We start from the raw sequence: 19,224 nt of genomic DNA, 5'->3' as shown, positions 1-19,224 counted from the left end.
TCTGTTTTAATGAAAGAACCGCTTAATCAGCAAGGTACTTCTCCATTACCATTCCACCAGCACCCTGAGCAACGATTTCATATGAATCATTGGCGGGATAAATGCGTGTCTTAATATGAGGGAAAATAGCGAGTTTTTCTTCAATCGACTTTTTGGTCATCTCAAAAAAGTGATTTTTAGGTGTTAGGGTGCCGCCGCACACCACCACATCGGCTTGCGTCGTTAAAATAGCATTAGCGATGGCGATACCATAATAATAGGCCGCCTCACCCAGCGCTTCAAGGCACAGGGCATCATCCAATGTGAGAGCTTGGAAAATAGTATGGTAGCTAATTTCAGACTCATTATTAACTAATTCATTGATTATTGAACTTTTACCCAACCTCAGTTGCTGGATCACCCGTGACTTAATCGCAGACAGTGAACTATATTGCTTTAAACAGCCAAATGACCCACATTCACAGCGCTGGCCATTAATATCAATCGTTGTATGGCCAAAGGCTTGAGCTGTACTAATGGGGGCCGGAGCATATTGGTTATTGATGATGGTACAACTGCGAATATCAGTATCACAGGTTGTGAATAAAAATCGTTGGCTATCCGAGGTATAGCGCAAACGATACTCAGCAAAAGCCGCAAAACTAATCCCACTTCCGAGTAACACAAAACAAGGAACTTTACTGGAAATGTAGTCGTGAAGTTCTTTTATTCTTGCGTGGTATTGATGATATGGCAGTTTATCACGTTCTAAAATATGGTCGATGGCGATGCCGATACCCAACAAGCTTTCTACGCTAAGTCCATGTTCAGCTAATAAAATATCTAATCTGTTGAGCAGATGATCCACCATATTTTCTGCGGTTTCTAGGTGCTCATATTTCACTTTTACCATACCTAAAATATCCAATTTTAGGTTTTGTAAAACAATCGTTGAATATATATCACTCATTTCAATGCCAACAAGATAACCATCTGCAGCATTAATGTTATAGAGGATTGGTTTGCGGCCACCGGTCGACTCTCCGAGCTCAGAAGTCGAAATTAAGTGATTTCTCCCCAGTTCGTCGAGTAACCGAGCACAAGTTGCTGGTTTCATGCTAGCCAGTGATGTCAACGTCTCTGCCCTAATGGGACCATGGTTTAAAATTAATCGGTAAAGCGTTTTGAGTTTTTGTGTTTTTGAATTTTTTGAGGTGCGAAATTCATTTAATAGTGTATGTAACAAGCGCCTCACTCCTTTTCATTCCGACTCTATCGATAAAGACTAGCAAATATACGCATAAGATTCTGCTTCATGTGGCACATCATATCGAAATACTTTTTATTAAAATGAGATTAAGATCGCTGTTCTGTTTCTAAATTGCTTTATGATCGATTTTAACCATTTTTAGTCGATGTCAATTTGGAGACAACCATGCATCATACAAAAGATATTCTAGAAAGCTTAAGCTTTATTCAGTCTCGCACAGATATTAAACCAACAGTGGGCATTATTCTGGGTTCAGGACTCGGTCCGTTCGCGGATACATTAGAAAATGCAGTGCATATTCCTTATAGCGAAATTCCACACTTTGCCAAATCTGAAGCCGTTGGGCATGCCAATGAATTGGTGATCGGCACCATCGCAGGTAAAAATGTGGTTGCCATGAAAGGCCGTTTCCACTATTACGAAGGCTTTACCCTTGACCAAGTCACTTTCCCTGTGCGTTTGATGAAAGCGCTAGGTGTCGAAAAATTGATTATCACCAATGCCTGCGGTGCGGTAAATACCGGCTTCAACCCAGGTGATCTGATGATTATTACCGATCATATTAATTTAACTGCAAATAACCCACTGATGGGGCCAAATAACCCTGAATTAGGGGTGCGTTTCTTGGATGTCAGTGAGGTGTATAACAAAGAATTACGCCAAACAATCAAGAATGTAGCGGCTGAACAAGGTGTTTCTGTCCGTGAAGGTGTTTATGCATGGTGGACAGGCCCAACTTATGAAACACCTGCCGAAATTCGTATGATCAGAACCTTAGGCGCAGATGCTGTTGGTATGTCTACCGTACCAGAAGCTCTGGTCGCTCATCATTCACAAATTAAAACAGTGGGCATTTCCTGCTTAACCAATATGGCTTGCGGTATTTTAGAACAGCCACTTAGTCATGACGAAGTTATTGAAACAGCTGAAAAAGTTAAAGCGACCTTCTTGAAATTAGTGACAGGCGTGATCGAACGCTTCTAATTTTTTAGGTTCTTTTTCTCAAACTAATATAAAGATGTCCATGACACTAAATAAGGTGAATATTGAAATGAAATTTAAAGGTCTAATTTTAGTTTCTTTAGGCGCTTGTAGTTATGGCATCCTTTCAACACTCGTCGTGTTGGCCTACCGCGCAGGGTATTCCTTGAATGATGTCATCGGTAGCCAAACGGTATTAGGTGCGATTTTACTGTGGTTTTTTGTTGTCGCAGGCGTATTAGTTAAAAAAGCACGTCTAGTATGGCCAACACGTCGGCAAGGCCTATTAATGTTACTCACTGGGATGACAACCGGGTTAACCGGGCTTTTGTATTATGCATCATTGCAATATTTATCCCCTGCACTTGGTGTCGTACTCTTTTTGCAATTTACATGGATGGGGGTTGCAATTAACGCATTTATTGACCGCAAAATTCCTCCCGTAATGACCATGGTGTCAGTTGTGGTGATATTAATTGGAACAGTATTAGCGACAGGTTTGTTAAACAGTTCAGGGATCGTGTTTCACTGGCTTGGTGTGCTATTAGGATTATGTGCAGCATTATCGAACGCTATTCGTGTTTACGTCAGTGGAGCATTAGCGGTTAAAACAGATCCTATGATGCGTTCTGCAATTATGGTAACAGGGGGCGCAATTTTGACATCAATTGTTGTTCCGCCAACATTCTTATTGAGCGCATCAACGTTTCAATCTCTATTTTTCTCATACGGATTACCTCTGGCTTTCTTTGGTTCTTTCTTCGGTATGTGGATGTTTGCCAAAGGTACTCCACTGATCGGTACCAGTTTAGCGACCATTGTTAGCTCAATGCAGTTACCTGTCACGATTTTATTATCCGTAACAGTATTGCATTTACCTCTTGAATTCATTCAGTTTGTTGGTGTTGCTGTCATCCTTATGGGTGTTGCCATTGCTGAGTTGAAAATAAAAACAAATAAATATAACTCCAAACGGAGCCTTGTATGAATATTAAATCCCGCTTGAAAATCATGCTTTTCCTGCAATATTTTGTTTGGGGAAGTTGGTTAGTTACACTCGGCTCGTACATGATGAAAACATTGAGTTTTTCAGGTGCAGAAGTCGGTATGGTGTATAGCTCAAAGGGTATTGCTGCCATTTTAATGCCCGGGCTTATCGGAATCATTGCAGATAAATATATTCCAGCAAATCGTTTATATATGATTTGCCATTTAATTGGGGCTGCTGCATTGTTTTATGCCGCAACAGTCACAAGTTCAACTATCATGTTCTGGGTGATGTTAATTAATGCAATGGCCTTTATGCCAACAATTGCACTCTCAAATAGCATCAGTTATTCATCATTAAGCCAATATCAGCTCGATTCAGTGAGTAACTTTCCACCTATTCGTGTGTTTGGTACGGTAGGCTTTATTGTTGCAATGTGGAGCATTAGCTTATTGAAATTTGAGCTAAGTAGTATGCAGCTTTATATTGCAGGTGGTTGTTCATTGCTTTTAGCGCTTTATTCACTAACTTTGCCAAAAATTGAAGTCAATAAAAAAGCGATTTCAAGTAGCTGGATCAGTAAGCTAGGTTTAGATGCTTTGGTGTTATTTAAAAAGCCTATTATGGCGGTATTTTTCTTATTCGCTATGTTACTTGGCGCTGTTTTACAAATCACGAATACATTTGGTAACCCATTCTTGCACGACTTCGGGCTGAACCCGTTATTCCAAGATAGTTTGGTGGTACAGTATCCATCGATATTATTATCGATCTCTCAGATGGCTGAAGTGTGTTTTATCTTAGCAATTCCATTTTTCTTGAAACGCTATGGCATTAAAACGGTCATGTTATTAAGTATGTTCGCTTGGACACTACGCTTTGGTTTCTTTGCGTTTGGCGACCCATCAGCCATTGGTTTGATGTTCTTGATCATGTCGATGATTGTTTATGGCTGCGCATTTGATTTCTTTAATATTTCAGGCTCTATATTTATTGAAAGAGAAGTAGATACGCGTATGCGTGCGAGTGCCCAAGGCTTATTTATGACGATGGTTAACGGTGTTGGGGCCTATTTTGGTGCGATACTAAGTGGATTGGTTGTCGACTATTACACCGTGGATGGTATTAAAGATTGGCAAATGATTTGGTTAGTTTTTGCTTCTTATACTGTTGTATTGGCAATAATATTCCAATTTACGTTCCATTATCACCATGATAAAGACGCAGCACTGAAAGAAGCCAAATCTAGCTAAGATAAATCGTTATAAATAACATTCAATTTAAGAGAAAACCATAAATTTGGTTTTCTCTTTTTTGTTAGTTTTAACATTAAACATAATTACGTTTACCGCGTAAAATATGCTCAGTCAGCGTTTCTTCCGCAAGGGTAAATTCTTTTGCTTTGAGTTGCTCAACCAATTGCTGATGTTGGCGTGTAGATTCATAATAATATTCATTGCGATAAATAGGGTCGGGCTGAAAATATACTCGCTGGCGAATATTGTCCGCTAAATCTAAGAAAACTGAGTTATCCAATAATTCTAAGAAGAAACGGTGGAATCGTTCATCTTCTTTTATCCAACCTTGATAGTCATTTTCCTTCAATAGTTCATTTTGCTGCTCAATAATGGCCTCTAAAATAGAAAAATGCTCATTAGTTAAATATTCACGTACTAATTTAATTGCATGAGACTCAATTGCTAAGCGTAAATCATAATTATCTCGAGTCTCTTTTAAGGATAGTTTCTGAATAAAAACACCTTTTCGAGGGATAATTTTGACTAAGCCTTCATTTTGCAATTGATATAAGGCTTCGCGAATTGGGGTGCGACTCATACCGAGTTCCTCAACTAAGCTATTTTCAGAGGTATAACTTTCCTCTCCAAATTGCTTACTGAGAATTTTATGCTTAATTGCGGTATAGGCTTGTTGGCTTAGTGGTTTATCTTTCATCAGGATCTTGTGTTAATAATAGAAATTTTAGTGAGTATAGAAAGGAATAGGCTGGTATACAAGTAATGCACTAGTTTTATATTATTTAGGGCGCTGTTAAATTTTGGTGGGTAATTGAACTTAACTTGTTGAATAAACCAGCATCCTTGCCAGTTTTTTAGACTAATACAGCTCAGGGCGCCGGTTTTGCATGCAAGGTAATTTTTCTCGTGTTTCTGCGGTATGCTGCGTTGATATTTCAGCAAAAAATAGTGTTTCATCGTAGCCAGCAGAGGCAATGGTTACGCCAAGCGCATCACAAACAAGGCTGCGGCCAATAAAAATATTACCAGTTTGGTCACATGCGCAGACAGGAATTGTGTTCTCCAAAGCGCGTGCTTTAACTAATGTTTGGTAATGCTCCTCTTTAAGTGGCCCACTTACCCATGCTGTGGGAACGAGTATAAGGTCTGCGCCAGCTAAGGTTAGTTTTCGAGCAACTTCTGGGAAACGCAACTCATAACAGACTAAAACGCCAATTTTGCCAAATTCAGTTTCCACAGGTTTTAACGCATTATTACTTTGAATAATGTTGAGGGATTCCTGATATGAAAAGGCATCGTACAGGTGGGTTTTTTGGTAATGATAGATAAGCTCACCTTGGCGGTTCAACATAACTGTCGTGTTGAATGCTCTTTTCGGCTCATTCGGGGCACTTTCATAAATTCCACAAGTCACATAAATACCGCATTGTTGCGCGGTTTTTGCCAACTCGGAGACAAAAGGGCCATCAACAGGCTCTGCGACATCGGCATAGCTAATACCGCTATCTGCAGGAACAAATGCCATGAACATTTCCGGCAATAGGACGAGGTCGGCACCGCCTTGAGCAGCTTTTTGTATAGCGTCACAGGCTTTTTTTAAATTTAGAGCTTTATCTGGGCTACTGGCAAGCTGAGCAATTGCAATTTTCATGGAGTCTCCTTATTCAAAAAATTTAGCTGCACCTGAAATCGCCGCTAATGTTTCACCAGCATCAATGCGCTTTTTAACATCAATTTCAGCATGTTGAGCATTAAGGGCTCGTTGACGATATTCTTGCAGAGTAACTTCATCGGCGACTAAAATGCCATCACCATCTGCGATGATTAAATTACCGGGATGAATCGTTACGCCATCTATACTAATTGGCACATTAATTGCGCCTTCAATACCTAAGATTCGCGTCGTCAACGGGCTCACTTTACGTGCATAAATAGGAACACCAATCTCACGTAATGCTTTGATATCAGTGACACAGCCATCAATAACTGCGCCGGCAATTTTCTTTGCCCGTGCCATGTAAGAAACCATTTCGCCCCAACAAGCACGATCATAATCCCCAGACATATCGATACAGACAACATCGCCTTCTTGCACGATGTCGAAAACCTTATGTACAGCAGATGAATCCATATGCGGAATACGTACAGTTACAGCATTACCAATAAATTGGCTCTGTTCAATTTGTGGGCGTAATGTTTTTAGAAAACCGAAGTCAGTCATGTGTCCAATAGTTGACGGGCAAACATCACGGCAACTTTCGATAACTTCTGGGCTAAAACAGGCAACTCGAGGATTTAATGTAAACATAGGGACACCTTTATTTATTGAATATAATGTGTTTTGGGTAAAAATTAGTCAGGATTAACGGCAGCAGCTAAAGGTTTATCAGGCTGAATGAAAAACCAGCAAACAATCGCTAAACTGATAGGTATCACATTGAAAAGTAAAGCGACGGTCCAGCCAAAATGCTGTGCAAGCCAGCCACATAAAATAGGGGAAATAACACCACCGAGATTACCCCACAAGTTCATCCATCCACTGACCGAGCCAGCATATTGGCGGCCTTTATCTGCTGCGATTGCCCAAGAGGTCACAACTGGTAATCCTAGAGCGCCGAGCGCAAGGGTTAGCCATGCAACACTAGCGATGGCACTTTCAGTTTGAGCTGCGCCGCAAATCCCCACGATAAATAGAATAAAACCGGCAATCGCGATATAGCCCCTAGCGACTAACTGCGAGTACCCTTTGTTGAGTAACCAATCAGAAATTGAGCCTGCAGTGAGTACTGCGATACAAATTGCTAACCAAGGAAAACTGGCGGCTACGCCCATTTGGGTTAATGAAAAGCCTCGAGCTTCTTGTAAGTAGGTGGGTAACCAAATCATGAATAAGGTGGTCATATAGGCAACAAAAAAATATTGGAAGCCAACAGCCCAGAAAGGACGTTCTTTCATAAATTTGCGCCAAGGGGCTTTAACATCAGTACCGCCTTGCTCACTAATTGTTCGGCCTTCATGGATGAATGCGATTTCACTTTGAGAAATTTTAGGGTGTTGCTCAGGCTTATTTCTGGCAAAAAAATACCAAACCATGCCGATAAGAATGCCAATCACACCAAATATATAGAAAACGGCATGCCACCCGAATGAAATCATAATAAATACGGTAAGAGTGGGGGCAATCACAGGCCCAAAATAGGAACCGGCAAGTAAGAAGCTAGCGGCTCGTGCCTTTTCATTTTGGCGAAACCACCATGTATTAAAAACGGCATTTGCAGGGTAGAGCGGCGCTTCCCCAACGCCGAATAGGAAGCGTACGATACATAGCCAAATATAGGTAGGAGCCACGACAGTTAAGATGGTAAATGCAGACCAAATATATAGGCTGATGGTTGCGATTAGTCTGCTACCAAACCGCTCTGCAAGTATCCCGCTTGGGATTTGGGCTAGTGCATAGCCAAGAGAAAATAACGCACCCAAAAAGCCAAATTGAACTTTGCTCATTCCTAAATCGGTCATCATATGTTCGGCCACAATGGAAATATTGGCGCGATCCATATACGCAATCAAACCGATAATAAAAAATATTGCTGCTAATCCCCAACGTAAACGCCCTGGTGAGTCTTTCGTTGCTGGTGTTACAACAGAATCATTATGTGACATAGAGTTACCTTTTTATTGGTTTGTCGAGGTAATCAACCTTATTGTATTTATATTGAATTCAACTTGTATACAAGATGGATGTTAATAAGCAGTTATTGAGGTGTCAAAGATCTGTTTTGTTATCTGTGACTGAACTCAAAACATTTGATTGATTTATGAGCGAGATCTTATTTTTAGGAAAATAGATAGGTAATAAATTTTATTATGAAAAATCAAGTTGTTATGATTTCATGGGGAACGATTTAATCGACGTTACTAATTATTTGAGAAAGAATAATTAATACTGCTTCGGTATAAATTTTTTAATATCGTCGAAGGGTTGTTGTGGAATATAGCTTCAAAAATCGTGACAACTAGCACCTATTTCGAGTAAATATTGAGAATATCTCCAAAAAAAGCCAAACGATAATTAAGGTCGATTAGCTTTTTATGGATTAAAATCGTCAAAGAGTGATTATTCAATATTTTGAATTTGTTCTCTCATTTGCTCGATTAATACTTTGAGTTCAACTGCAGAGGTTGTAACTTCGCTATTAATTGATTTTGACGCTAACGTATTAGCTTCGCGGTTGAATTCTTGCATCATAAAGTCAAGGCGGCGACCAGTTGCCTCTTTTTTCTTCAAGATATTACGCGTTTCTTTAACGTGAGCTTCTAGTCTATCCAGTTCTTCTGCAACATCAACACGTTGAGCCAATAGAATAAGTTCTTGTTCCAGACGGTTGTTATCCACTTGAATATCAGCTTCTTCTAACTTATTTTGTAAGCGTTCACGTTGCCACTGTAAAATTTCTGGCATATGTTGACGTACTTTTGCGACTTCAACTAAGACGCCATCAAGGCGTTGTTCGATGAGTGCATGCAATGAAGCACCTTCAGCTTCACGGCTTTGAATGAAAGCATCAATAGCTTCATCTAAGCCTGCCAGTAACTGTTCGCTGATGACATCTAAATCTTGTTCACCTGCTGACATCACACCCGGCCAACGCAAAATTTCTAATGGGTTTATTTCACCTTCATGGCTGTAATTTTTAACCCAATTCGCAGCACTGATTAATTGGCGTGCTAATTGTTCATTTAGGATTAATTCACCACGATTTGCGCCATCTAACTCAAAGCGTAGGCTACATTCTACCTTTCCACGTGTTAGGCGAGAACGCAGACGTTCGCGAATAACGGGCTCAAGGCTTCTGAATTGCTCAGGTAAGCGAATATACGTTTCTAAATAACGTTGGTTCACGGAACGCAGCTCCCAGGCCGCATTCCCCCATTCACCCTTGATATCCCGACGGGCAAAAGCGGTCATACTACGGATCATAATTCGTTCCCATTATCGTAAAGATTTAGGGGATTATAACGCTATGCAGGATGACAGGATAGGCATTATCGCTTGAACAACGTATAATGCGTCCCAATTTGAGTTGATAATGGAGATAACACCATGCGCCCAGCAGATAGACAAGCAGACCAAATGCGCCCGATTACCATCACGCGCAACTATACTAAGCATGCAGAAGGCTCTGTTCTTATTGAGTTTGGCGACACGAAGGTGTTATGTAATGCAACTGTTGAAGAAGGGGTTCCTCGCTTTTTAAAAGGGCAGGGGCAAGGTTGGGTTACAGCGGAGTATGGCATGTTACCGCGTGCAACAAACTCACGTAATCAACGTGAAGCTGCACGAGGAAAACAAACTGGTCGTACGATGGAAATCCAACGGTTAATTGCACGTTCTTTACGTGCTGCGGTTGACCTTAAAAAATTAGGTGAATACACCATTACTTTAGACTGTGATGTTATTCAAGCGGATGGTGGTACACGGACAGCAGCGATTTCTGGTGCTTGTGTGGCGCTTGTTGATGCACTGAATAACATGGTTGAGCAAGGTAAAATTGCAAAAAGCCCACTAAAATCAATGGTTGCTGCCGTTTCGGTTGGAATTGTAAACCAAGAAGCTCTATGTGATCTTGAGTATGTTGAAGATTCTGCAGCTGAAACCGATATGAATGTTGTCATGATGGATGATGGCCGAATGATTGAAGTACAGGGCACCGCAGAAGGCGAACCGTTTAGTCATGAAGAGTTATTAGCCCTATTGGCGTTAGCTAAAACAGGTTTAAATACCATTTTTGAAGCTCAGCGAGAAGCGCTGAAGTAAGTTAATCATTAATTAGGCGGCTGAAAAGTCGCCTTTTTTATGCCTGCTGGTTCATCAACTAGTGTGCCAGCTTTGAAAATAGATAAATAATCATCAACGAGGAGAATGACCAATGAAAGCCTATCAGCGCGATTTTATTGAACTTGCCATGAAAAAACAGGTACTTAAATTTGGTGAGTTTACGCTGAAATCAGGTCGTAAAAGCCCTTACTTTTTCAATGCTGGGTTATTTAATACAGGGCGTGATCTGGCACTTGTCGGTCGTTTTTATGCACAAGCATTACAAGATAGCGCAATTGAGTGTGATGTCATTTTTGGTCCAGCGTATAAAGGGATCCCCATCGCAACGACGACAGCGGTAGCACTTTCTGAGCACCATGACATCGATATGCCATACTGCTTCAACCGCAAAGAAGCTAAAGACCATGGGGAAGGCGGCATGTTAGTCGGAAGTCCTTTACAAGGGCGTGTTGTAGTAGTTGATGATGTTATTACCGCAGGGACGGCAATTCGTGAATCAATGGAAATTATTAAACAACAACAAGCTACGTTGAATGGTGTTCTGCTATGCCTTGATCGCCAAGAAAAAGGCAAAGGTGAAATTTCAGCAGTTCAAGAGGTTGAGCGTGATTATGGCTGTAAAGTTTACTCAATTATTACCATGAGCGATTTAATTACCTATCTTGCTGAAAAGGAAGGTATGCAGGAACATTTAGCGGCTATGAAGGCTTATCGCGAACAATACGGAATTGAATAAAAAAAGCCCTCGCCCAATGATGGGCGGGGTGAGTAGTATAAATAATCGGTTATTGTAACTGAGCTAGAATTAAAGGCCAGCGCGATTCAAACTCGACGGTTGGCCGATAACGAAACTCAGAACGCACAAAACGAGAGAGCATCCCTTCACAAAAGGCTAGTAACTGAGAAGCAAGTAATGACTCATCATGAATAAACCCATGGCCATCACGTATTTTTTTCTCTTTTAACACCTGCCGTAATTGTGATTCTATACGTTCAAATAATTGGTTAATACGATCTTGCAGCCTATCTTGCTCAAACATCAGAGCATGGCCAGTCATTATACGCGTAAGCCCAGGATTTTTCTCGGAAAATCCAAGTATTAGGGCAAGTATTAGTTTAATTCTAATTATCGTATCTTTTTCATCAGTTAAAATCAGATTAATGCGCGAAACCAATGAATCTTCAATAAACCCAATAAGGCTATCGAACATTTTCATTTTACTCGGAAAATGACGATACAGCGCAGCTTCTGATACACCAACCGTAGCAGCAAGTTTTGCTGTTGTAATACGTTGGCTGCCATCACTACTTTCTAACATTAACGCAAGAGCCTGTAAAATCTCATCACGTCTGTTACGTTTTTGTGTTATCGCTTTTTCTGCCATGTCTAATAAGACCCCTGCTAAAACAGCAAAACAAACTATCCAAAATTTTGCTCTTAGTAAAGAGACTTACGAAGCAAAATGGATTTAAAAAATGTTTAAAATATAAGTAATGTTGAGCAAGTTTCCTGAAAGAAAATATGCGGCTGATTGTTTTTATTCATAAAGATAGAACCTAATTTAGGTTCTATCTAGCATATTAGTTATCAGGATGTTCTATTTATTGACGGCCAGAATGACCGAAACCACCAGCTCCACGCTCTGTTGCGTCAAAATCATTAACAATATTAAATTCCGCCTGAACAACCGGGACAAACACCATTTGTGCCATACGTTCACCAGGTTCAATAGTAAAAGCTTTGTCACTGCGGTTCCAGACAGACACCATGAGCTGGCCTTGATAATCAGAATCAATGAGGCCAACGAGGTTGCCCAGTACAACGCCATGTTTATGACCTAAACCGGACCGAGGTAAGATGACCGCAGCAAGACTTTCATCTGCAATGTGAATGGCTAAACCTGTTGGAATAAGCTCTGTTTGACCTGGTGCCAAATCGATTGGTGCATCAAGGCATGCACGTAGGTCTAAACCAGCAGAACCTGTAGTGGCATAGGCTGGTAGAGGAAATTCATTACCGATACGGCTATCGAGGATTTTTAGGTCAATTTTTTTCATAACGTTGAAGTATCTCGTCAAGTAAATAGTGGCTTAATTCGTTTTTATTACAGTGAGGCAAACAGGTATCACCGTTTGCATCAAAAAGATGTAACGCGTTGTTATCGCTATTAAACCCGTTGTCTGCTAGTGAGACGTCATTGGCACAAATGAGGTCGAGTTGCTTTTGTTGTCGTTTTTGGCGTGCATATTCTTCCACATTTTGGGTTTCAGCTGCAAATCCAACAACATATGGCCTATTGTGTTTTAGGTTTCCGACACTAGCCACGATATCTGGATTTTTGATAAGTGTAATCGAAACTTCATCACCTTGTTTTTTTATTTTATTTTCAGCAATGTTTTTTGCTCGATAATCTGCAACTGCAGCGCAACCAATAAAAATATTTTGTTCAGCAATGGTTTGATGCACTTGTTCATACATCTCTAAGCCACTCATGACATCAATTCGGTTAACGCCTTCTGGTGTTTTAATATTTACAGGGCCCGCAATTAAAGTGACATCGGCACCACGTTGACTGGCTGCTTTAGCAATGGCAAAACCCATTTTCCCCGAACTATGGTTACTAATAAAGCGAACTGGGTCTAGCGCTTCCCGTGTTGGGCCCGCAGTGATCATTAATTTGATGCCTTGTAAGTCGAGTTTAGGGGTAAAAAACTCATTGGCTAGACGAACAATTTCTAGTGGGTCAATCATGCGACCAGGGCCAATATCACCACAGGCTTGGCTACCTGCATCTGGCCCCCAAATCATACATTGACGTTGTTGCAATTTGATTAAATTTTCTTGGGTTGCTTTTGCTCGGTACATTTGTTGGTTCATTGCTGGCACAAGTGCAATCGGTGCTGCGGAAGCAAGGCAAACTGTTGTGAGTAAGTCACTTGCCATTCCTGCACTGAGGCGAGCAATTAAATCCGCAGTAGCCGGTGCTAGAATAATGAGATCTGCCCATTTAGCCAGTTCAATATGGCCCATAGCAGCCTCAGCAGCAGGGTCTAGCAGGTCATCAGAAACGGGATGCCCTGAAACGGCTTGCAAGGTTAAAGGTGTAATAAAGGCTTTAGCACCTTGAGTCATCACAACGCGTACTATCGCACCTTTATCGCGCAAACGGCGGGTGAGTTCAGGGATTTTGTACGCAGCAATGCCCCCACTAATACCAATAACTATCTGCTTACCTAATAGTGACAGTTGATTCATTATTTTTATCCAATTCGGTCAACATGGGAGGCATATTACCACAGAGAAGCGCGAGGTGGCGCGCTCGATTTTTCATCACAGTACTATTTTTGCGAAGCGCTACGCAAACCCTTATGAGAGTGATTGTGAATGTTTTTTAGACTAGATAAAAAGGAAGCAAGGGATTTAGGGACAAAAAATATGATGAGTGAACATCTAGACCTACCACCAAGGGAAAAGCTACTCGCATACGGGGCAGCTGCGTTATCTGATGCTGAACTACTCGCTATTTTTCTACGTACAGGGAGCCAAGGCGAACCCGTTTTACAGCTTGCGAAGCGTTTAATACAGGAGTTTGGTTCAGTATATTTGCTTCTACAAGCAGACTACGAAAAACTCAAGCAATGTAAAGGAATGGGGAGTTGTAAATTTACCCAATTACAGGCTGTGAGTGAATTAGCTCGCCGTTTTTTCTCTGAACAATTTTTACATGAAGATGTGATGACTGGGCCTGAACAGTTGAAAGCAAAGTTGTTGGATTTGTTCGCAGGGCAAGAGCGTGAAGTTTTTGTTGTGATATTTTTAAATAATAAAAATCAAATTATTTGTCATGAAGAGTTGTTTAAAGGTACTTTAAACAAAGTTGAAGTTCACCCCAGAGAAATCATTCGCTTTGCCATAAAAATGAATGCAAACGGGATTATACTCGCCCATAACCATCCATCAGGTAATCCGGAACCAAGCGTAGCAGACAGGCAAGTGACAGAGCGTATCCAACGTGCTTGTACTATTATGGGGATTAAACTACTTGACCATTTTGTCGTTGGGCATAAGCAATGTGTGTCATTTGTGGAGCGAGGATGGTTATAAAATTATTTTTTTGCCTAAAAAATGACAACTTTCTTTGTGTTGGGCTTGAGTGAAAACGATGGAAAGCGTATACTACGCCACCTTTAAGGATCTTGGGTTTGGCGAGAAGGGCCTATCTCAGTAAATTTTTACGTTTTAGTAAAGTAAATCTTTATTTAGGTATCAACGGTTTTTTCAGTCAATGAAAGTTTGCTGAGATGGGCTCCTAAGCCTGACGAGGCGGCCATACCCAGAACAAAAAAGCTCGAGCTGATTAGATTTTTGGAGAATAGACATGTCACGAGTCTGCCAAGTTACTGGCAAGCGTCCAATGAGCGGTAACAACCGTTCACACGCATTAAACGCGACCAAACGTCGTTTTTTGCCAAACCTGCACTCTCACCGTTTCTGGGTTGAGTCTGAGAAACGTTTCGTAACACTGCGTGTATCTGCTAAAGGTATGCGTGTTATCGATAAAAAGGGTATTGATGCTGTTCTTGCTGAACTGCGTACCCGTGGTGAGAAGTACTAAGGAGCTAAAAAATGGCTAAAGGTATTCGCGAGAAAATCAAGCTAGTCTCTTCTGAAGGTACAGGTCATTTCTATACCACTACGAAGAACAAGCGCACAATGCCAGAAAAACTGGAACTGAAAAAATTCGATCCAGTTGTTCGTAAGCATGTGATCTACAAAGAAGCAAAAATCAAATAATTTTGCTTTCTGCGTTAAAAACTCAGCTTCGGCTGAGTTTTTTTTTACCTAAAATTTGGGTTGTCGCGGATATGCGCATTCGAAGCTATGACCATTATTATGAAAGTAGTAACATAGTGAGTATTCATTGAATTAATAATGATATTTGTTGTCGAATGACTATTGTCTTTTACATATAGACTTGATTAAGAGTGCCTGGTGAAAAAACAGTTTAAAAAAATTCTTGTGATCAAGATGAGGTTTCATGGGGACATGTTGCTGACAACACCCGTTATCAGCTCATTAAAACACCGATATCCTGATGCTGAAATTGACGTTTTGCTTTATCAGGATACTATCCCCATTCTCTCTGAAAATGCTGAAATTAACGCTTTGTACGGCATGGCGGGGAAAAAAAGTAGTGGGCTGAGTAAAGCATGTAATTTTATTAAGCTACTGCTAAAGCTGCGTAAAAATAAATACGATTTAGTTGTTAACCTTGCAGATCAGTGGATGGTGAGTGTATTAGTTCGGGCTATTCCTGCTGACACAAAAATTTCCCATCAATTTACCCATCGAGATTCTAAATACTGGCGTAATAGTTTTACGCATTTGATAGAACCTGAAGGCGAACACGTTGTTCTGAATAACCTATCAGTGCTCAAGCCGTTAGAAATAAAAGAATTAAAAACGCATCTAACGATGTCTTATTCAGAGCAGGATTGGAAAAATATTGATGAAAGGTTACTAAGCTTAGGTGTCCATAGCAGCTATGTCGTTATTCAACCAACAGCGCGCCAAGCTTTTAAGTGTTGGGATAATGAAAAGTTTTCAGCCGTCATTGATGCATTGCAGTCTCGTGGTTATCAAGTGGTTTTAACATCGGGACCGAGTAAAGAAGATTTAGAATGTATCAGTGATATTGCAAATGGTTGCCAAACAACGCCTGTTACTGAGCTTGCAGGAAAGACTTCATTTCCAGAGTTAGGCGCACTGATTGCTCATGCAGCTCTATTCATCGGTGTTGATTCTGCACCGATGCACATTGCTGCTGCAGTCAAAACACCAATTGTGTGTCTTTTCGGTGCGACAAATCATATTTTTTGGCGGCCTTGGAGCGATAATAGTGTGCAATTCTGGGCCGGAGACTATGAACCTATGCCTCCGCGAGATGAACTTGACCGCAGTAAAAAGTATTTATCTATTGTCCCTGCATCCGATGTAATTAAAGCCACAGAGAAAATATTGCCGATGAATATTCGCTCTATGATGACAAGGTATTAACATGAATCTGGCATTTTGCTTATATAAATACTTTCCGTTTGGTGGGTTACAGCGGGATTTTCTACGTATTGCAACGGAATGCCAATCACGTGGGCATCACGTACGTGTCTATACCCAATCATGGGATGGTGATAAGCCTAGCGGCTTTGAAATTATTATCGTGCCGGTGACATCAAAAACGAATCATGGGCGAAACGCACAATATTGTGACTGGGTGTTGGCGCATTTAAAGCAGCATCCTGCTGAGCGGGTAGTTGGTTTCAATAAAATGCCAGGACTAGATATTTATTATGCAGCAGATGTTTGTTATGCACAAAAAGTCGCTGAAGAAAAAGGTTTTTTTTATAAGCTGACGCCTCGCTATAAACACTATGCTGCATTTGAAAAAGCTGTTTTTGCAGTGGGGAAACCGACGCAATTACTCATGTTAACACCGCATCAAATTAGTCATTTTAAAAAGCATTATGGGACAGAAAATGAGCGTTTCCATATGCTGCCACCCGGTATTGCCCAAGATAGAAAGTATGATAAGCAAGTTGCGGAAGCTAAAAAAGTTTATCGTGAAAAAAATCAAATACCTGAATCTGCATTTTTAGTATTGCAGGTGGGTTCTGACTTCAAACGTAAAGGCGTCGATCGGACCATAAAAGCCATTGCGGCATTGCCCGATGATATTAAGAAAAACACGCTATTGATGGTAGTCGGTCAAGATAAACCAGTGAAATACCAACAGTTAGCGAAAACGCTAGGAATCGGCTCACAAGTCTCTTTCTTTAGTGGACGTAATGATATTGCAGAATTAATGGCTGCAGCCGATATATTAATGCACCCGGCTTATCAAGAAGCTGCTGGTATTGTGTTATTAGAGGCAATTACCGCGGGTTTACCGATTATTGTCACAGAAGTGTGTGGATATGCTTCATTTATTAGCCAAGCCAAATGCGGTATTGTGGTAAATGAGCCCTTTGAGCAAACGGTTCTGAACTTGGCTCTAGAAGATAGTTTAAAAAATCCGGTTCAATTAGCACAATGGGCAAGTAATGCGCGATATTTTGCCGATACAGAAGATTTATATAGTTTACCAGAAAAAGCCGCAGATATTATTTTAGGGGAAGCGAATGATTGAGTTAAAACCCCCTTTTAGTGAATTGTGGAAGAATAAAGATCCATTTATCGAGGTGGATAAGCTACAAGGTGAAGTTTTTCGTGCGTTAGAATCGCGTAAAACTCTGCGTTTTGAACTTGAGGGACGCAGCTATTTTATAAAAATTCATTATGGGACTACACTAAAGGAAGTTCTTAAAAATCTATTTTCTTTTCGGTTGCCGGTATTAGGCGCTGATCGAGAGTGGAATGCTATTCATCAACTGACTCAAGTGGGAGTTGACACGATGAATGGTCGAGCTTTTGGGCAAAAAGGGATTAACCCTCTTCGTCGTCACTCCTTTATTATTACTGAAGATCTGACCCCGACGGTGAGTTTGGAAGATTATTGTGCAAATTGGCTAGATAACCCGCCAACTTTTAGTACCAAACAAATGATTATTCGTCGTGTTGCGAAGATGGTGCGTAAAATGCACGCGACCGGTATTAACCATCGTGATTGTTATATTTGCCATTTTTTACTGCACTTGCCATTTACGGAAAATGAAGAACAGTTAAAAATATCAGTAATTGATTTACATCGGGCACAACTCAGAAATTCTGTTCCAACCCGTTGGCGCAATAAAGATTTAATTGGTTTATATTACTCATCATTAAATATTGGGCTAACTCAGCGTGATATTCTTCGTTTTATGAAAATCTATTTTGGCTTATCGCTGCGAGTTATTTTGCACCAAGAAACATCATTGATAGCTAAAGCGGAAAGCAAAGCTGCACAAATTAAAGAACGCACAATTAGAAAGTCATTGTGAGTCAAAGAGAGAAGAGAGATATAAATGTTCTTCAATAAAGAAAATGCGGTTACACAGCAAATTGATTTATCGTCACCAGACGCTATTGTTAATAATGATAGCTTACATATTTCCTATGGGATTGACCGTAATTTTCTATATGGTTGTGGGATCTCGATTGCTTCTCTATTAAAAACAAATCCTGATATCTCTTTTTCATTTCATGTGTTTACTGACTACTTTGATGATGAGCAAAGTAAATTATTTAAACAGCTCGCAGAGCAATATAAGACGAGTATTAAAGTTTATTTAGTTGACTGTGAACAGCTTAAATTGCTACCAAGTACCAAAAATTGGTCATATGCAACTTATTTCAGGTTTATTATTGCGGATTACTTTTCAAATCAGCTAGATAGAATGATCTATATGGATGCAGATATTATGTGTCAAGGAACGCTGCAGCCACTGTTAAATATTCCGTTTAAAGATGATGAAATAGCTGCAGTTGTCCCAGAAAGGGATAGCATTTGGTGGCAAAAAAGAGCTGATGCGTTAGGGATCCCGAGCATCGCTTCGGGATATTTTAATGCAGGTTTTTTAGTCTTAAATTTAGTGAATTGGTCAAAATTTGATATCTCAACGAAAGCAATGGACTTACTTTCTCAAGATGTTGTTAAAGCAAAATTATCCTATTTAGATCAAGATATCTTAAATATGCTATTAACAGGGAAAGTCATTTACCTTGATGGCAAATACAACACTCAATATAGTATTAATTATGAGCTGCAAAAAGGCAAAAAAGAGAACCCAATAACGCCTGAAACTGTATTGATTCATTATATTGGCCCAACTAAGCCTTGGCATGAGTGGGCTAATTACCCAACAGCTCAGCCCTTTATTAATGCAAAAAATGCATCACCTTGGAAAGACATTCCGTTACTGAAGGCTAAAAGCAGTA

21 protein-coding genes are annotated in these 19,224 nt (G+C 40.3%); 12 read left to right on the top strand and 9 right to left on the bottom strand.

Going from position 1 to position 19,224, the window contains the following annotated elements; all coding sequences use genetic code 11:
- Positions 1–22: 22 nt before the first annotated feature.
- On the bottom strand, positions 23–1,225 hold the full coding sequence (locus tag ACU696_RS02340; RefSeq protein WP_209102509.1) for an ROK family protein: 1,203 nt from the start codon (positions 1,223–1,225) through the stop codon (positions 23–25).
- 189 nt (positions 1,226–1,414) lie between these two features.
- Between ACU696_RS02340 and ACU696_RS02335 the strand changes: the two genes are divergently transcribed.
- From ACU696_RS02335 to ACU696_RS02325, 3 genes are all read left to right on the top strand, one after another.
- Positions 1,415–2,233: a purine-nucleoside phosphorylase gene (locus tag ACU696_RS02335; protein ID WP_209102511.1), complete on the top strand. Its 819-nt coding sequence runs from the start codon at positions 1,415–1,417 to the stop codon at positions 2,231–2,233.
- A gap of 67 nt (positions 2,234–2,300) precedes the next feature.
- Positions 2,301–3,218, top strand: a complete 918-nt coding sequence (locus ACU696_RS02330; protein ID WP_115168216.1) for an EamA family transporter — start codon at positions 2,301–2,303, stop codon at positions 3,216–3,218.
- On the top strand, positions 3,215–4,471 hold the full coding sequence (locus tag ACU696_RS02325; RefSeq protein ID WP_004906869.1) for a nucleoside permease: 1,257 nt from the start codon (positions 3,215–3,217) through the stop codon (positions 4,469–4,471). Before ACU696_RS02330 ends, ACU696_RS02325 begins: the two co-directional genes overlap by 4 nt.
- A 76-nt stretch (positions 4,472–4,547) precedes the next feature.
- On the opposite strand, the gene ACU696_RS02320 is transcribed toward ACU696_RS02325, so the two are convergent.
- From ACU696_RS02320 to ACU696_RS02300, 5 genes are all read right to left on the bottom strand, one after another.
- Positions 4,548–5,171 carry a GntR family transcriptional regulator gene (locus tag ACU696_RS02320; RefSeq protein ID WP_004906871.1) on the bottom strand — a complete coding sequence of 208 codons (624 nt, stop codon included), beginning with the start codon at positions 5,169–5,171 and terminating at the stop codon, positions 4,548–4,550.
- A gap of 162 nt (positions 5,172–5,333) precedes the next feature.
- Positions 5,334–6,125 carry a carbon-nitrogen hydrolase family protein gene (locus tag ACU696_RS02315; RefSeq protein WP_209102513.1) on the bottom strand — a complete coding sequence of 264 codons (792 nt, stop codon included), beginning with the start codon at positions 6,123–6,125 and terminating at the stop codon, positions 5,334–5,336.
- 9 nt (positions 6,126–6,134) lie between these two features.
- Positions 6,135–6,782 carry an RraA family protein gene (locus ACU696_RS02310; RefSeq protein WP_209102515.1) on the bottom strand — a complete coding sequence of 216 codons (648 nt, stop codon included), beginning with the start codon at positions 6,780–6,782 and terminating at the stop codon, positions 6,135–6,137.
- Positions 6,783–6,826: 44 nt separating this feature from the next.
- Positions 6,827–8,137 carry an MFS transporter gene (locus ACU696_RS02305; RefSeq protein WP_209102517.1) on the bottom strand — a complete coding sequence of 437 codons (1,311 nt, stop codon included), beginning with the start codon at positions 8,135–8,137 and terminating at the stop codon, positions 6,827–6,829.
- 454 nt (positions 8,138–8,591) lie between these two features.
- Positions 8,592–9,455: a YicC/YloC family endoribonuclease gene (locus ACU696_RS02300; protein WP_004906895.1), complete on the bottom strand. Its 864-nt coding sequence runs from the start codon at positions 9,453–9,455 to the stop codon at positions 8,592–8,594.
- Positions 9,456–9,578: 123 nt separating this feature from the next.
- Between ACU696_RS02300 and rph the strand changes: the two genes are divergently transcribed.
- Together rph and pyrE are read left to right on the top strand one after the other, a co-directional pair.
- Positions 9,579–10,292, top strand: coding sequence for a ribonuclease PH (rph, locus tag ACU696_RS02295; RefSeq protein WP_004265108.1), 714 nt, complete (start codon positions 9,579–9,581; stop codon positions 10,290–10,292).
- 112 nt (positions 10,293–10,404) lie between these two features.
- On the top strand, positions 10,405–11,049 hold the full coding sequence (gene pyrE / locus ACU696_RS02290) for an orotate phosphoribosyltransferase (protein ID WP_115168213.1): 645 nt from the start codon (positions 10,405–10,407) through the stop codon (positions 11,047–11,049).
- 49 nt (positions 11,050–11,098) lie between these two features.
- On the opposite strand, the gene slmA is transcribed toward pyrE, so the two are convergent.
- From slmA to coaBC, 3 genes are all read right to left on the bottom strand, one after another.
- Positions 11,099–11,698 carry a nucleoid occlusion factor SlmA gene (gene slmA, locus ACU696_RS02285; RefSeq protein ID WP_004906897.1) on the bottom strand — a complete coding sequence of 200 codons (600 nt, stop codon included), beginning with the start codon at positions 11,696–11,698 and terminating at the stop codon, positions 11,099–11,101.
- Positions 11,699–11,915: 217 nt separating this feature from the next.
- Positions 11,916–12,371 (bottom strand): dUTP diphosphatase, encoded by a 456-nt coding sequence (gene dut, locus ACU696_RS02280; protein ID WP_115168212.1) that lies wholly within the window; start codon positions 12,369–12,371, stop codon positions 11,916–11,918.
- Complete coding sequence (gene coaBC / locus ACU696_RS02275) at positions 12,358–13,569, bottom strand: bifunctional phosphopantothenoylcysteine decarboxylase/phosphopantothenate--cysteine ligase CoaBC (RefSeq protein WP_209102519.1); 1,212 nt, start codon at positions 13,567–13,569, stop codon at positions 12,358–12,360. The genes dut and coaBC overlap by 14 nt, the downstream gene beginning before the upstream one ends.
- Positions 13,570–13,749: 180 nt before the next feature.
- Here coaBC and radC point away from each other — a divergent pair, with 180 nt between their 5' ends.
- From radC to ACU696_RS02240, 7 genes are all read left to right on the top strand, one after another.
- Entirely contained in the window at positions 13,750–14,418 is a 669-nt protein-coding gene (gene radC, locus ACU696_RS02270) for a RadC family protein (protein ID WP_004906900.1), read from the top strand.
- A gap of 274 nt (positions 14,419–14,692) precedes the next feature.
- Positions 14,693–14,929, top strand: coding sequence for a 50S ribosomal protein L28 (rpmB, locus tag ACU696_RS02265; protein WP_004265123.1), 237 nt, complete (start codon positions 14,693–14,695; stop codon positions 14,927–14,929).
- Positions 14,930–14,940: 11 nt separating this feature from the next.
- Entirely contained in the window at positions 14,941–15,108 is a 168-nt protein-coding gene (rpmG, locus tag ACU696_RS02260) for a 50S ribosomal protein L33 (RefSeq protein ID WP_004265124.1), read from the top strand.
- Between the two features lie 198 nt (positions 15,109–15,306).
- The gene (rfaQ, locus tag ACU696_RS02255; RefSeq protein WP_042851478.1) at positions 15,307–16,371 is read left to right on the top strand and encodes a lipopolysaccharide core heptosyltransferase RfaQ; all 1,065 of its coding nucleotides are present in this window, start codon (positions 15,307–15,309) and stop codon (positions 16,369–16,371) included.
- Between the two features lies 1 nt (position 16,372).
- The gene (locus ACU696_RS02250) at positions 16,373–17,497 is read left to right on the top strand and encodes a glycosyltransferase family 4 protein (RefSeq protein WP_117162979.1); all 1,125 of its coding nucleotides are present in this window, start codon (positions 16,373–16,375) and stop codon (positions 17,495–17,497) included.
- On the top strand, positions 17,490–18,287 hold the full coding sequence (gene rfaP, locus ACU696_RS02245) for a lipopolysaccharide core heptose(I) kinase RfaP (protein WP_115168209.1): 798 nt from the start codon (positions 17,490–17,492) through the stop codon (positions 18,285–18,287). The genes ACU696_RS02250 and rfaP overlap by 8 nt, the downstream gene beginning before the upstream one ends.
- A 24-nt stretch (positions 18,288–18,311) precedes the next feature.
- On the top strand, positions 18,312–19,224 hold a 913-nt coding region (locus tag ACU696_RS02240), incomplete at its 3' end, for a glycosyltransferase (protein WP_447343028.1).

This window comes from Providencia sp. PROV_01 (assembly GCF_053098325.1).
This window is presented reverse-complemented; position numbering and strand designations above follow the sequence as displayed.